14 protein-coding genes are annotated in these 13,558 nt (G+C 63.8%); 4 read left to right on the top strand and 10 right to left on the bottom strand.

Translation table 11 applies throughout. The features are described from left to right. Window positions 1–94: 94 nt before the first annotated feature. A complete protein-coding gene (locus RN01_RS08015) occupies window positions 95–562 on the top strand; it encodes a GNAT family N-acetyltransferase (RefSeq protein ID WP_017515682.1) in 468 nt (155 codons plus the stop codon). 37 nt (window positions 563–599) lie between these two features. On the opposite strand, the gene RN01_RS08010 is transcribed toward RN01_RS08015, so the two are convergent. The 5 genes from RN01_RS08010 to RN01_RS07990 form a co-directional block, all read right to left on the bottom strand. Beyond that, window positions 600–1,781, bottom strand: a complete 1,182-nt coding sequence (locus tag RN01_RS08010; protein ID WP_024569408.1) for an ABC transporter substrate-binding protein — start codon at window positions 1,779–1,781, stop codon at window positions 600–602. Window positions 1,782–1,915: 134 nt separating this feature from the next. Continuing rightward, on the bottom strand, window positions 1,916–3,277 hold the full coding sequence (locus RN01_RS08005) for a GntP family permease (protein WP_008651225.1): 1,362 nt from the start codon (window positions 3,275–3,277) through the stop codon (window positions 1,916–1,918). 188 nt (window positions 3,278–3,465) lie between these two features. Beyond that, the gene (locus tag RN01_RS08000; RefSeq protein ID WP_008651227.1) at window positions 3,466–3,858 is read right to left on the bottom strand and encodes a RidA family protein; all 393 of its coding nucleotides are present in this window, start codon (window positions 3,856–3,858) and stop codon (window positions 3,466–3,468) included. Between the two features lie 14 nt (window positions 3,859–3,872). Beyond that, window positions 3,873–5,336, bottom strand: a complete 1,464-nt coding sequence (locus RN01_RS07995; RefSeq protein ID WP_017514746.1) for an amidohydrolase family protein — start codon at window positions 5,334–5,336, stop codon at window positions 3,873–3,875. Window positions 5,337–5,338: 2 nt separating this feature from the next. Continuing rightward, entirely contained in the window at window positions 5,339–6,244 is a 906-nt protein-coding gene (locus RN01_RS07990) for a MurR/RpiR family transcriptional regulator (protein ID WP_024569407.1), read from the bottom strand. A gap of 128 nt (window positions 6,245–6,372) precedes the next feature. On the opposite strand from RN01_RS07990, the gene RN01_RS07985 reads away from it, so the two are divergent. From RN01_RS07985 to RN01_RS07975, 3 genes are all read left to right on the top strand, one after another. Beyond that, window positions 6,373–7,644 (top strand): amino acid deaminase, encoded by a 1,272-nt coding sequence (locus tag RN01_RS07985; protein ID WP_024569406.1) that lies wholly within the window; start codon window positions 6,373–6,375, stop codon window positions 7,642–7,644. Window positions 7,645–7,701: 57 nt separating this feature from the next. Further along, window positions 7,702–8,637 (top strand): sugar kinase, encoded by a 936-nt coding sequence (locus RN01_RS07980; protein ID WP_017515491.1) that lies wholly within the window; start codon window positions 7,702–7,704, stop codon window positions 8,635–8,637. 79 nt (window positions 8,638–8,716) lie between these two features. Beyond that, window positions 8,717–9,358, top strand: coding sequence for a bifunctional 4-hydroxy-2-oxoglutarate aldolase/2-dehydro-3-deoxy-phosphogluconate aldolase (locus RN01_RS07975; protein WP_017515490.1), 642 nt, complete (start codon window positions 8,717–8,719; stop codon window positions 9,356–9,358). Between the two features lie 118 nt (window positions 9,359–9,476). On the opposite strand, the gene RN01_RS07970 is transcribed toward RN01_RS07975, so the two are convergent. The 5 genes from RN01_RS07970 to RN01_RS07950 all read right to left on the bottom strand — a co-directional run bounded on the left by RN01_RS07970 (window position 9,477) and on the right by RN01_RS07950 (window position 13,553). Further along, a complete protein-coding gene (locus tag RN01_RS07970; protein WP_008651235.1) occupies window positions 9,477–9,605 on the bottom strand; it encodes an entericidin A/B family lipoprotein in 129 nt (42 codons plus the stop codon). 144 nt (window positions 9,606–9,749) lie between these two features. Then, on the bottom strand, window positions 9,750–11,087 hold the full coding sequence (locus RN01_RS07965) for an EAL domain-containing protein (protein ID WP_024569405.1): 1,338 nt from the start codon (window positions 11,085–11,087) through the stop codon (window positions 9,750–9,752). A gap of 396 nt (window positions 11,088–11,483) precedes the next feature. Then, window positions 11,484–12,797, bottom strand: coding sequence for a hemolysin family protein (locus RN01_RS07960; RefSeq protein ID WP_024569404.1), 1,314 nt, complete (start codon window positions 12,795–12,797; stop codon window positions 11,484–11,486). A gap of 114 nt (window positions 12,798–12,911) precedes the next feature. After that, window positions 12,912–13,259: a HigA family addiction module antitoxin gene (locus RN01_RS07955; protein ID WP_017514877.1), complete on the bottom strand. Its 348-nt coding sequence runs from the start codon at window positions 13,257–13,259 to the stop codon at window positions 12,912–12,914. Between the two features lie 9 nt (window positions 13,260–13,268). Next, window positions 13,269–13,553: a type II toxin-antitoxin system RelE/ParE family toxin gene (locus RN01_RS07950; protein WP_017514876.1), complete on the bottom strand. Its 285-nt coding sequence runs from the start codon at window positions 13,551–13,553 to the stop codon at window positions 13,269–13,271. Window positions 13,554–13,558: the final 5 nt, after the last annotated feature.

The following is a 13,558-nucleotide window of genomic DNA, read 5'->3' as shown; positions in this document are numbered from 1 at the left end:
GGGCGGATTCACGGCCTGTGGTATCCGCTCCGCCAATGCCCGTCAGTGCATCCGATCCAATCCTGGATCGCAATTGGTAACAGGATTCTTGTCCATGGATGTTCGTACCATCGGTGTCGATGACCTCGACCTCATTTGCCAGCATCGGGAGGCGATGTTTCGGGAGGCAGGCTTTGCCCCGGGCACGTTGCGCACGATGACAGACCACTTTCGCGCCTGGCTGCGGCCACGCCTGGCGGATGGCAGCTACTTCGGCTTTCTGCTGATAGATGTGCGGCAGCCTGTTGCGGGTATCGGCCTGATGCTGGTCGACTGGCCACCGCATCCCGCGCATCCGACGCAGGATCGCCGGGGCTATGTCCTCAACGTCTATGTGGAGCCGACGCGCCGGCGCCGGGGTCTGGCGCAGCAGTTGATGGCGCTGGCCGAGGCGGAGTTCGCGCGACGCGGCGTGGAGTTTGCCGTTCTCCACGCTACCGAGGCAGGTCGACCGCTCTATCAACGGAGCGGCTGGAATCAGACTTCGGAGATGTCCAAGGTGATTGCCCCACCCGCGCCGTGATGGCCCGGGCGCGGGAACCACGCCGCGCGCCTTGGGGCTACTTTCCCGAGTCCTTCACGCCATCGAACTTGTCGAATTCGACGTTGTAGAGCTCGCCGTTCACCTTCTCTACCTTCCGGATATAGACCGTCTGGACCACGTCGCGGGTGGCGGGGTCAATCGTGATGGCGCCGCGCGGGCTCTGCAGTTTCATGCCCTTCAGCGCGCCAACGAGCTTGTCGCCGTCCGTCACGCCGTTGGTCTTCTTCAGCGCATCGTAGATGGCGGCCATGCCGTCGTATGCGGCCACGGCCATGAAATTCGGGCGTCCGGCCCCTGGGTTGGCATCGGCAAAGGCCTTCAGGAACGCCTTGTTCTCCTTCGAATCATGCGCCGCCGAGTAGTGGAACGACGTGATCACGCCCAGCGTGGCATCGCCCATGGCCGGCAGCACGTGGTCGTCAGTGAGGTCGCCCGTGGCGATGACGCGGATACCGGCATCGGCCAGCCCACGTTCGCGGAAGCCCTTCATGAACGCCACGCCCTGTTCGCCTGCCGGCAGGAAGAGGAACACGGCCTCGGGTTTGGCATCCTTGATGCGCTGGATGAATGGGGCGAACTCGGGATTTCGCAGCGGTACGCGGATCGATTCGACAATCTGGCCGCCACCGCCCAGGAAGTTGGTCTTGAAGGCCGTTTCGGCGTCGATGCCAGGGGCGTAGTCTGCGACCAGCGTCACGACCTTGCGGATGTTATTGCGAACGGCCCACGTCGCCATCGGCGCCGAGATCTGCGGCAGCGTCATCGACACGCGGGTGATGTAGTTCGACTTGGTAGTGATGACCGACGACGCCGCATTGAAAATCACCATCGGCTTCTTCGCCTGCTCGGCGACCGGCGCAACAGCCAGTGCCTCGGGCGTCAGGCCGAAGCCTGCCAGGATATCGACCTTGTCGCGCACCACCAGCTCTTGCGCCAGCCGCTTGGCGACCTCGGGAACCGGACCCGTGGTGTCCTTCATGATCACCTCGATCTTGCGGCCCGCCACGACGTCGCCGTTCAGCTTCTGCCAGGCCTTGATGCCGCCTTCCATCTGCTTGCCGTAGTCGGCAAAGCTGCCAGAAAACGGGGCGATCAGGCCGATCTTCACGGGATCGGCTGCAAGGGTGAGGAGGGGATACGTGAGGACGGCGAAGGCGCTGCACGCCGTGATGGCACGCCGCATCGGACTGAACGTCATGAGAGTCTCCCGGAAGTGCAGCATCGGACGGCTGCATCGAAGAGGGAGTGTAGGAGGGGTGGGGGCTTTGTGCTACCCCGGGTTTTCTCCCCCGCCGCCGGGCGGAACAGGGGAGAAAACACCGCCGCGAAGCCTCAGGTCACCGTCGCCAGTCCCAGCGTCAGCAGCAACGCCACGACCGAAATGATCGTTTCGGCGACCGACCAGGTCTTGAAAGTCTGGGTCACTGTCATGTTGAAGTACTCCTTGACCAGCCAGAAGCCGCCGTCGTTGACGTGCGACAGGATCAGCGAACCGGCGCCGGTCGTCAGCACCAGCAGTTCGGGGCGCGTGCCCGGCACGCTGGCGGCGATCGGGGCGACGATGCCGGCGGCGGTGGTCATGGCCACGGTGGCCGAGCCGGTGGCGATGCGGATCATCACGGCCACCAGCCAGCCCAGTACCAGCACCGAGACGTTTGCGTGGGTGGCCACGTCGACGATGGCGGTGGAGATGCCGGAGTCGCGCAGGATGCGGCCGAAGCCACCGCCGGCACCCACCACGAGGATGATGATGGCGGTCGGCGCCACGCACTCGTTGGTGAACTTCAGGATGGCATCGCGACCGAAGCCGCGGGCCTTGCCGAAGGTATAGAAGCTGACCAGCGCGGCGATCAGCAGTGCCATGACCGAGTTGCCGATCAGCTTGAGGAAGTCGTTGGCGAAGGTCTTTGGCGTGGCAATCAGGTCCGCCCAGCTACCAATCAGCATCAGAATCACCGGCAGCAGGATCGTGAAGATGGTGATGCCGAAGCCCGGCAATTGGCGCGTGCCCTTGATGTTCTCGGCTTCTTCGGTGAACTGCGCGGCCAGCGGGTTGACCTCGGGCAGCTTCACGTGGCGGTCGATCAGCTTGGCGAACAGCGGGCCAGCGATGGCGGCTGTCGGGACACCGACGATCAGCGCGTACATGATCGTCTTGCCCATGTCAGCGCCGTAGGCCTGCACGGCCAGCAGCGCGGCAGGGTGCGGCGGAATCAGCCCGTGCACCACCGAGAGGCCGGCCACCATCGGGATGCCAACCAGCACCATCGAGGTATTGGTGCGCTTGGCCACGTTGAAGGCGATCGGCACGAGAAGCACGAAGCCCACCTCGAAGAATACCGGCAGGCCGACGATGAAGGCGATGACCACCATCGCCCAGTGCACGTTTTTCTCGCCGAAGAAGTCGATCAGCGTCAGCGCGATGCGCTCGGCGCCGCCCGATTCGGCCATCATCTTGCCAAGCATCGTGCCGAGCCCGATCACGAGCGCGATATGCCCGAGCGTGCCGCCCACACCCGCTTCGAACGACTTGATGATGTCGCCCATCGGCATCCCCACGGCGAAGCCCAGGGCCACCGAGACCACCACGAGCGTGATGAATGGGTTCAGTTTGAATTTGGCGATCAGGATCACCAGCGCGATCACGGCGATCAGCGCATAGACCAAGAGCGTGGTTCCGGTAACGGCACCCATGTCGTCTCCTTTTTGCGGGTGCCGTCGGTCCGGACGGTCCGCTTCCGCGTGTGAAAAAGCCGCTATGCCTTGTGTCGCGTAGCGGCGGGTTGAGAAAGCTGAAAAAGCAGAAAAGCTAAGAAGCTAAAAGCTATGAAGCTGTGGCCCTGGCTCGGCTGGCTCGCCGACCACGCCCACGCCGGCCGGGTTCAGGCCGCCGGCTTCTTGTAAGCGATGCAGTCCACTTCGACCTTGCAGTCGACCACCATGCTCGATTGCACGCAGGCCCGGGCCGGCGGATTGGCGCCGAAGTATTCCTTGAAGATCTTGTTGAACGACGTGAAGTCCCGGGCATCGTCCAGCCAGACGCCGCAGCGGACCACATGCTCCGGGCCGTAGCCGGCTTCCGCCAGGATGGCCATGACGTTCTGAATGGCCTGGTGGCTCTGCGCGACGATGCCGCCGTCGATGACTTCGCCGTTGACCATCGGTACCTGGCCCGACACGTAGAGCCAGCCGTCCGCTTGCACGGCGCGTGCGAACGGCATGTGCGAGCCGCCCTGGCCGGTGCCACCTTCGACGCCGAATCGTTTGATATCCATGGAAACTCCTGTTTTCAGTGTTGTGGCTGGGTGCCGCGCGGCAGGAAGCGGCCGGCGCGTACGCCGGTGGCGGCGCGTTGCCGCCATGTCAACTCGCCGTTGACCCAGACGGCCGCAATGCCTTCGGCCGGTTGCTGTGGATCGGTGAAGCTCGCCGCGTCGCGGATCGTGGCGGCGTCGAACAGAACGAGATCGGCCCAGTAGCCTTCGCGCACGAAGCCGCGACCGGTCAGGCCGAAGCGCTCGGCCGACATGCCCGTCATCTTGTTGACGGCCACCGCGAGCGGGAACAGCTCGCGATCGCGCGCGTAGTGACCCAGCACGCGTGGAAATGCGCCCCACAGGCGCGGATGCGGCAGCGGATCGTTGGGTAGCCCGTCGGACCCAACTACGGTGGCCGGATGGCTCAGGATGCGATCGACGTCCGCATCCTCCATGCAGTGATAGACAGCGCCGGCGGGCTGCAGGCGGCGTGCCGCTTCAAGCAGGTCGACGTTCCATTCGGCGGCGATATCGGCCAGCAGCCGGCCACCCATCGTGGGATGTGGCTCGGACCAGGTGACCTGGATGTCGAAGTCGCTGGTGACCTGCTTGAGATCGAGTGTCGACGAACTGGCGGTGTAGGGGTAGCAGTCGCAGCCGACCGGTTGCCAACGTTCCGCGCCTTCGAGCGCGGCGAGCACCTCGCCGCTACGGCCCCAGTTCGACACGCCCGCGCATTTCAGGTGCGAGATCACCACCGGCACGCGCGCGTGGCGGCCGATGCGGAAGGCTTCGTCCATCGCGTCCAGAATCTCCGCGAACTCGCTGCGCAAGTGGGTGGCGTAGATCGCGCCCGCCTTGGCCAGCGGTTCGGCCAGCGCCAGCACTTCATCGGTGGGAGCGTGGAATGCGTTGGCATATGCCAGGCCGGTGGAAAGCCCAAGCGCGCCATGATCCAGGGCTTCCTGAAGCTGGCCGCGCATTGCGGCGGTCTCGGCCTCGGTCGCGGGCCTGTCGAGCCGATCCATATGATTGCTGCGCAGCGCGGTATGGCCGACCAGTGCGGCCACGTTCACGGCTGGTTGCGCGGCGTTGACGGCAGCCACGTACGTTTTGAAGTCGGGGTAGCGAAAGGCGTCGGCGCGGCCCAGCAGGTTCATCGGGTCGGGTGGATCACCGGCCAGCGTGACGGGCGCGGCGCTGATGCCGCAGTTGCCGACGACCACGGTGGTCACGCCTTGCGAGATCTTCGGTGTCATCGCTGGCTCACGCACGACATTGGTGTCGTCGTGTGTATGGACATCGATAAACCCGGGGGAAAGCACCAGACCGTGACCTTCCACGACGTTCGACGCGGAATCGGGGTCGATCGCGCCAGGCTCGTCGATGCGGGCGATGCGGCCATCGCGGAGCGCCACGTCGGCCAGGCGCGCCGCGGCGCCCGAGCCATCGAGCAGCAGCACGCAGCGGATCAGGGTATCGAACAGGTGTGGCATCGTCAGTCTCCGAGCGGCTGGCGGCTGTCTGGTCCGTCACTATCCTGGCTGACGCCACGGTGGGCATCCAGCACGTATTTCAGCCGGCGCAGCTTTTCCTTGCTTTGCTCCTGTTGCAGTAGCGCAAAGCGGGTGGCCAGTACGTCCAGCACCATCAGCATCGCGTAGCGCGAGGCCGACGGCTTGAAGATGAAATCCGTTTCCAGCGTCCGCACGGGCAGGAGCACGTCGGCGCGCGCGGCCAGCGGCGAGCCAAGCGCGGTCACGGCAATCAGCCGCGCGCCATACTCGCGCGCGATATCGCAACTGGCCAGTATCTCCGGCACGCTGCCGCTGGCCGAGAACGCCAGTACCACGTCATCGCGCGTCAGCGTTGCGGCGACCATCTTCTGCAGCAGCGCGTCGTGATACGTGGCCACCGGGTGCCCCAATCGCGCCAGCCGATACCGCGCCTCGTCGGCCATGAAGGTCGAGCCTCCACCCATGCCAAAAGCGTAGACCATGCGTGCGTTGAGTAACAGGCGCGCGGCAATGTCGATCCGCTCGGGATCGATCAGCTTTCGGTTGACTTCGAGCGTGGTGAGAACGTCGGCGTGGATGCGCTCGGCCAGGGCGGCCGGCGCGTCGGTATCGACCGGGCCCGGCGCCGGTTGCAGGAAACGCGATCCCACTGCCGTGGCTTGTGCCAGGCGCAGTTTCAGATCGCGGACGTCGCGGCAACCGATGGCCTTTGCAAAGCGCGTGACACTGGCCTCGCTGACCGCCGCCTTGCGTGCCAGTTCGTTGATGCTGGCCGCCGCCGCCCCGGCAAGATCCTCAAGGATCACCTGCGCCACTTTCTGCTCGGCCAGTCGCAATGACGGGCCACGCTCGGCGATGCGGGTCAGGATGTCGAAGGGCGCGGTCATGGCGTACGGTGGGCGGGCCCCGCCGGTCACCTCGGCCGACGAAGCATGTTACTTTCTAACAAGGATGAAATATCGTAGTTTCAAGGCTATCATTACGTCAATTGAATTTTGACGGGGTGATGTCAGTCATGCGTGAAACAAAGTACCAGACCGGTATGATCGATCCGCTGAACAAGGCGATGGGGCGTCTGGACGCGCCGCTCACGCCGTCCGAGGCGGGTCAGCCGGGCTGGCGTCTGCTGGCCGAAGAGCTCAGTCTCCCGGCAGCAGTGCTCTATGAAGACCGTCTGACGCACAACCTGCAGTGGATGCGCAATTTCATGGGCGCATACGGCGTGCAGCTGGCACCGCATGGCAAGACGACAATGGCGCCGAAACTGTTCGCGCGTCAGCTTGCCGAGGGCGCGTGGGGCATCACGCTGGCCACCGCCCATCAGACCGCGGCGGCAGCCGCGCACGGCGTCAAGCGCGTGCTGATGGCCAATCAGCTAGTGGGGCGGCGCAATATGGAGATCGTTGCCGATCTGCTGGCTGCCGACCCGTCATTCGAGTTCTTCTCGCTGGTCGATTCGGCCGCGCTCGTCGACCAGCTTGGCGCGTTCTTCGACGCGCGTGGTCAGACGCTGCAGGTGCTGCTGGAACTGGGTGTGGAGGGCGGCCGGACCGGTGTGCGTGATGCCGCGCAGCAGGCGGACGTGCTCGATGCGCTGTCGCGCTGGCCGAACGCCCTGAAGCTGGCTGGCGTCGAGATCTATGAAGGCGTGTTGCAGCAGGAAGCCGATATCCGCAAGCTTCTGCAGCGCACGGTGGCCGTGACGCGCGAACTGGCCGCGGCGGGGCGTTTCGGACGCAGCCCGGTGGTGATGTCCGGCGCAGGCTCGGCATGGTATGACGTGGTGGCCGAAGAGTTCGCGCGCACCGATATCGGGATGCCGATCGATATCGTGCTGCGTCCCGGGTGCTACCTGACGCACGACGTCGGCGTCTATCGGGCGGCGCAGGAACGCATCCTGGCGAGCAATCCGGTGGCGCAGAAGATGCGGGAGGGCCTGCTGCCCGCGCTGCAGCTCTGGGCCTATGTGCAGTCGATTCCCGAGCCAAACCGCGCCATCATCGGCATGGGCAAGCGGGATGCCGCGTTCGATGCGGGCATGCCGATACCAGCGCAGATGTATCGTCCGGGTGCGGCCAGCCCTGGTGCCACGCCCGCGCACTGGAAAGTGACGGGGATGATGGATCAGCACGCCTATCTGGAAATCGAGGCTGGCGATGACATCCGCGTCGGCGATATGATTGCCTTCGATATCTCGCATCCTTGCCTGACCTTCGACAAGTGGCGCCATATTCCCGTGCTGGACAGCCAGTTCCAGGTCATCGACATTGTTCAGACGTTCTTCTGACCCCGGTGTCAGTCCCTGTGGTCAGACCGAATGGAATGAAGAGGAGATGAAGTCGAGATGAGTATCGATATCCTTGCCTATGGCGAACCGCTGATCGAGTTCAACCAGCAGCCCGACGATCCGTCGCGTTACCTGCAGGGCTTTGGCGGCGATACCTCCAATTTCTGCATTGCCGCCGCGCGCCAGGGCGCGACCACGGCCTACATCACCGCCGTAGGCGCCGACAGCTTCGGCGAGCGGTTGCTGGCGTTGTGGACGCGGGAACGTGTCGATACCCGACACGTGGTGGTCAATGCCTCTGCGCCCACCGGCGTCTATTTCGTCTCCCACGACAACCACGGCCATCGCTTCGACTATCTGCGCGAGCGTTCCGCGGCCAGCCGCTATCACCATGAGCAGTTGCCGCTGGCGACCATCGCGCAGGCCCGCTTTCTGCATCTCTCCGGTATCAGCCTGGCAATCAGCACCAGCGCCTGTGATGCAGGACTGGCGGCGATGGAACATGCGCGCAAGGCCGGGGCGAAAGTATCGCTCGACACGAATCTGCGATTGCGGCTCTGGTCGCTGGCCCGCGCGCGCGGCATCATGCGCGAGGCATTTTCCCTGACCGACATCTGCCTGCCGAGCTGGGACGACATCACGATCCTGACCGGGCTCGATGACCGCGATGCGATCATCGACTATTTGCTGGATTGCGGTGTGGAACTGGTTGCGCTGAAGCTCGGAGAGGAGGGCAGTTACATTGCCACGCAGGAATCTCGCGCGCTGGTGGCGCCGTTCCCCGTACGTCCGGTCGATGCCACTGGCGCGGGCGACTGCTTCGGCGGCAGCTTCATCGCGCGGCTGGCTGCGGACGCTGATCCGTTCGATGCGGCACGCTATGCCAATATCGCCGCCGCGCTATCGACCACAGGTTACGGGGCCGTGGCGCCCATCCCCCATGCCGAAACCGTGCGGGCCCGGCTGGAGCAGGGCGTCACAGTTATTGCCTGATGCATTCGGCAACAGCCTTGTCCCGTTTCATGACAATTCGGCCCCTTGCACCAACGCACCAATTTATCGAAGATCCGTCATGCCCATCCAAGCTTCCCCTCTGCTCGAACGCCTGACCAATGTGCCGGTGATTCCGGTGCTCGAATACCACTCCGTCGACGACGCGCTGCATATCAGCGAGGCCTTGGTGGCCGGAGGCCTGCCGCTGCTTGAGATCACGCTGCGCACACCGGTGGCATTGCAGGCGATGGAAGCCGTCGCCAAGGCCTTGCCGCAAGCCGTGGTTGGCGCTGGAACCGTGCTGACGACTGACCAACTCCAGGCCGTGCGTGATGCAGGCGCGCAGTTCGCGGTGTCGCCTGGGCTGACGCAGAAGCTGGCCGATGGCGCTCAAGATGCGGGTATTTCGCTGCTGCCGGGCGTGGCGACGGCGAGCGAGGCGATGTTCGCGCTCGAAGCGGGCTTCTCATTCCTGAAGTTCTTCCCGGCGGAGGCAGCCGGGGGCGTGCAGATGCTGAAATCGCTGCATGGACCGTTCTCTCAGCTCAAGTTCTGCCCGACTGGAGGTATTGATCTGGCGAAAGCGCCCAACTATCTGGCCTTGCCCAATGTCGTGTGCGTAGGCGGTTCGTGGGTGGTGCCGAAGGATGCGATTGCGGCGAAGGATTGGGGGCGAATCCGCAAGCTGGCCGAAGAGGCGGCTCAGTTGCGGAAGGTCTGAGCCTGACGGCAGTCGTCGATAGGATGCGGCACTGGCAAGCTGAAACGGGAAAAAGAAAAGGGGCGCACGAGCGCCCCTTTTTCATGCTTCAGTTGGACAACCTGAGCGCTCAGCCGTCTTACTTGCGCTCGGCCGAATTCTCAAGCTTCTGACCGCCCTTCTGAATGTCCTGGCCAAGTCCTGCCATGGTATTGCAGCCTGCCAGCAATGTGGCGACCAGTACGCACCAGATCCATCCTTTCTTCACGAGGGGCTCCTTTCAGGGATAGTAATCAACGGGCACATTTTATCGCCGCGCCGATACTTGTCGATGCAGGATATGTGCCAAAGTGTAAGTCCATCTGTACTGCAATTGATGTGATCCGCGCGTTGCGCCGCACCTCAATGCCGGTTAGACCAAATTGGTTGGCCGCAGGAGCTGCCGAGCGCGCTCGGCCACGGCTGCGTGGGTCTGCACCAGCCATTGCGCGGGAAAGGGCTGCGCCAACAGATAGCCTTGCACGCCATCGCAACCCCAATCGCGTACGGCCTCAAGCTGGGCGCGAGTTTCCACACCCCGGGCGTGGACCGCCACGCCCCGCGACCTGGCGAACACACATGCCGAGCGCAACAACGTGGCAGCATCGCGCGCCTGCGCCGAACTGCCCAGATGCCGTGCATCGAGCATCACCATGTCCGGTTCGACCAATGCCAGCGCGTGCCGGCTGATCTGGTCATCCGTGAAATCCGAAAGGGAAATCTGGATGCCGCAGTCATGTAGTCGTGCGGCTTTCTGCGCGGCATCGGCAACTGCGCCGATGCACTGGACTGGCACCTCCACGCAGAGACGGTCCGGGGATATACCGGATGTTTCCACCGCGCGCTGCAGCATGGTGATTGCATCGTCGGCCAGGAGCTGCGGGCTGGACGCCAGCAGCGTGAACTGGACCTTTGCCACATGTTTGGATTCCTGGATCAATTGCAGCAATTGCTGCACCAGCCAGTGGCCGACCTCGCGCATCATGCCGAGCGCTTCGACGGCTGGCAGGAAGTCCTGCGGCGAAATACGCCCAAGCACTGGGTGATGCCAGCGTAAGCGCACCGTATAGGCGGCAATCTCCGCTGTGTCGAATAATGCACGAGGCTGTAACTGCAGGCTGAATTCGCCGCGTGATACGGCCTCGGGCAGCGCCGCCAGCAGGGTCACCATGCGCGGGCTAACAGGCTGGCTGGCATTGGCAATACCACCACCGCCACGCCGATTGATCTGCAGCATCGCATCGAACGCCTGCTGCAGATTGCGTTCGGTGGCGCTTTCCGGGCTGTCGATGGCGGTGCCGATGCTGCATGAGAGGAATAGCTCGAATCCGTCGACGGAGTAGGGGAGCCGCAGCGCTGTGGCAATGCTCCGGCTCAGTTCGGCCATCTCTTCGGCGGTTGCCGGCAGAAGGCAGGCGATGCCAAGGTCGGCCGGACTCAGCCAGTGCATCACGGCGGGCATGACGCCGACACCGGCTATGCGGGATTTGACCTCAGCCCGCAGCATGCGGGTGCGCCGGCTGCCGATCGTTTCGCAGGCAAACTGAAAACGGTCCAGGCGGACGATCACGATCGCCAGCGGATGTGCGGTGCCAATCTCCGCGCGATGCCCGGCAAGCGCTGCCAGAAAGGCGGCGGGTTGGGACTCCGACAGCGCAGGCTCGCGGTCGCGGTCATCCCCCCAAGGCGCGTCTTTGGCTTCAGAGTCCATCGAATACGTTTGCTGGCAGCAAGTTCATGTTAGGCAATAGCCGCCGGCGATACCGCGACTGCGTTCCGTCCTGATGTTCTCTTGCCCGGCGCGCTCCGGTGGTGCGGCAGGGTCTATTTGGTGTGCGCGGTCGCACTACCTTTGTACGGCTGGTCAGATAATACGGCAGGAACCTGCGAGATCGTAATTCGACGATGCTGGCACAGGCATATCGTCGCAGCGAAAGTTGATCTTGAGCAATATCGGGATTGCCCGGCTGTCGCGTATCTTGAACACGGCGGCAAGCGACAAACACACTCGGCTTGAAACAAGTGAAAACGGACACCGAAGTGTCCGTTTTGATCGATCAATCGCAATGATCGGATCCGGTCAGGTATTGCCGGTCAGTATTGCTGATCAGCCGGTGGTATCGGGCTCGGGGCCGTCCTCTGCCGGTACGCGGGAGGCCAGCACCTTGTCGATGCGCTTGCCGTCCATGTCGACAATCTCGAACTTCCAGTCCTCCCACTGCACGGCGTCGGTGGTTTGCGGTAGTCGACCCAGCAGCAACAGGAGCATGCCTGATAGCGTGTGATAACGCTCCTTGGCCTCTTCCGGCACCGCCCGCAGGCCGATCCGGTCCTTGAGTTCGGGAATTGGGATCAGTCCGTCCAGCAGCCATGATCCGTCGTCGCGCTGCACGGCCCATTCGTCGCCGGCCGCATCCGGCTTGAACTCGCCGGTGATCGCTTCCACGAGATCTTGGAGCGTGACGAGGCCCAGTACTTCGCCGTACTCGTCGATTACGAATGCAACTTGCCCGCCGGACGAGCGGAAGTTCTCGAGCAGTTCCATGCCGGTCACGCTTTCGGGCACAAACACCGCCGGCTGCAGCACGGCCGTCAGCTCGGCCTTTTCGCCGCGCAGGCGCTTGGCCAGCATTTGCCGGGCGCTGACTACACCGAGAATGTCGTGCATCCCGCCGCGTACCACCGGAAAGCGGGCGTGGTCCGATTCCTCGATGCGGCGCAGGTTCTCGTCCTCGCTCTCCTCGACGTCCAGATAGACCACATCGCCACGGGGCACCATCAGCGAAGCGAGTTGGCGGTCGTCGAGGCGGAACACGTTGCGCACCATCGTGTGCTCCTGCTGCTCGATGATGCCGGCCTCCGAGCCTTCCACCAGTAGCGCGTGGATTTCCTCCTCGGTAACTGCCGGGCCGCGATTGGTTTTCACACCAAGCAGGCGCAGCACGAGGCGGGTAGAGCTCGACAGCAGCTTGACGAAGGGGGTGGAGGCAACGGCGAGGAACGAAATCGGGCGGGCGGCCATCCGGGCGATCGCTTCCGGCGCAAGCTGACCCAGTCGCTTGGGCACGAGTTCGCCCAGCACGATGGAGAAATAGGTCAGGCCGGCCACCACGATCGCGGTGGCAACGTATCCAGCAGTCGTGGCTGAAACACCAAATCCCTGAAGCCATGCGCCAAGTGGCGCCGCCAGCGTGGATTCACCAACCACGCCGTTCAGCACGCCGATCGACGTGATGCCGATCTGGACCGTCGAGAGGAAGCGGGTAGGGTCCTCCCCCAGTTTCACGGCCGCCATGGCGCCCCGGTCGCCTTCGTCGATATGGCGCTGAAGGCGGGCCTTGCGAGCCGTCACAAGCGCGATTTCGGACATGGCGAACAGCCCGTTCAGCAGAATGAGCGCCAAAATTATGGCAATTTCCATCAGGGTGCGCGCCCTGTGCGCGCGGGAATTGAAAAGTCAGAGCATACCATCGGCATGTGACGGGATACTGCCCTGGTGGCGTAAGCGTCACTGTCGAGGTGGCATCAGGGCAGATCATGCCGTCAGCGGCTGGATGTCGCGCTCGATGATCGGCCCTGCAGCCGCGCGCGCCAGCCGCAGTGCATACGCGGCCTGGAGGCCCGCCCAGAATTCAGCACTAGTGCCGAAATAGCGGGCCAGCCTCAAGGCGGTGTCTGGCGATATAGCTCGCTGACGTCGCACGATATCGTGAATTCGTTGCGGCGCCATATGCAAGGCCACCGCCAGCGCTTCTGCCGACAGTTCGTTTGGCGCCATGAACTCGGTTTCCAGGACCTCGCCGGGGTGTGCAGGCGGGATCGGTCGGCCGGTGGCAATGCTGCGAAAATCCGCGCGCCGCAAGTCTTCGCGCTTGATTGTCATGCGCGCTCCTCATTCCTCGCATTCGGCGATGCCGACGTCCCACGCTTCGCCGTTGATGAAGCGAAAGCAGAGATGCCACGGACCTTGAATGCGCACGCGCCAGTGGCCGCGGCGCTTGCCGAGAACCGGTTCCAGCCGGTTTGCGGGCGGCGCGACCATATCGGGAAGAGACGACGCAGCGTCGAGGATCGCGAGCTTGCGCAGCGCATCGGCCTGAATGTGAGCGGGCAGTGTGTGAACGGACTGGCCGCAATAGATGGCGGCCGTCGTCTTGTCGGAGAGCGAGCGGATCATGATGG

It is taken from the genome of Cupriavidus sp. SHE (assembly GCF_000812445.1).
Classification (GTDB): Bacteria; Pseudomonadota; Gammaproteobacteria; order Burkholderiales; family Burkholderiaceae; genus Cupriavidus; species Cupriavidus metallidurans.
This window is presented reverse-complemented; position numbering and strand designations above follow the sequence as displayed.

Coding starts and splice junctions, on each gene's coding strand:
- RN01_RS08015 (WP_017515682.1), top strand. CDS start 95: ATGGATGTTCGTACCATCGGTGTCGATGACCTCGACCTCATTTGCCAG.
- RN01_RS08010 (WP_024569408.1), bottom strand. CDS start 1,781: ATGACGTTCAGTCCGATGCGGCGTGCCATCACGGCGTGCAGCGCCTTC.
- RN01_RS08005 (WP_008651225.1), bottom strand. CDS start 3,277: ATGGGTGCCGTTACCGGAACCACGCTCTTGGTCTATGCGCTGATCGCC.
- RN01_RS08000 (WP_008651227.1), bottom strand. CDS start 3,858: ATGGATATCAAACGATTCGGCGTCGAAGGTGGCACCGGCCAGGGCGGC.
- RN01_RS07995 (WP_017514746.1), bottom strand. CDS start 5,336: ATGCCACACCTGTTCGATACCCTGATCCGCTGCGTGCTGCTGCTCGAT.
- RN01_RS07990 (WP_024569407.1), bottom strand. CDS start 6,244: ATGACCGCGCCCTTCGACATCCTGACCCGCATCGCCGAGCGTGGCCCG.
- RN01_RS07985 (WP_024569406.1), top strand. CDS start 6,373: ATGCGTGAAACAAAGTACCAGACCGGTATGATCGATCCGCTGAACAAG.
- RN01_RS07980 (WP_017515491.1), top strand. CDS start 7,702: ATGAGTATCGATATCCTTGCCTATGGCGAACCGCTGATCGAGTTCAAC.
- RN01_RS07975 (WP_017515490.1), top strand. CDS start 8,717: ATGCCCATCCAAGCTTCCCCTCTGCTCGAACGCCTGACCAATGTGCCG.
- RN01_RS07965 (WP_024569405.1), bottom strand. CDS start 11,087: ATGGACTCTGAAGCCAAAGACGCGCCTTGGGGGGATGACCGCGACCGC.
- RN01_RS07960 (WP_024569404.1), bottom strand. CDS start 12,797: ATGGAAATTGCCATAATTTTGGCGCTCATTCTGCTGAACGGGCTGTTC.
- RN01_RS07955 (WP_017514877.1), bottom strand. CDS start 13,259: ATGACAATCAAGCGCGAAGACTTGCGGCGCGCGGATTTTCGCAGCATT.
- RN01_RS07950 (WP_017514876.1), bottom strand. CDS start 13,553: ATGATCCGCTCGCTCTCCGACAAGACGACGGCCGCCATCTATTGCGGC.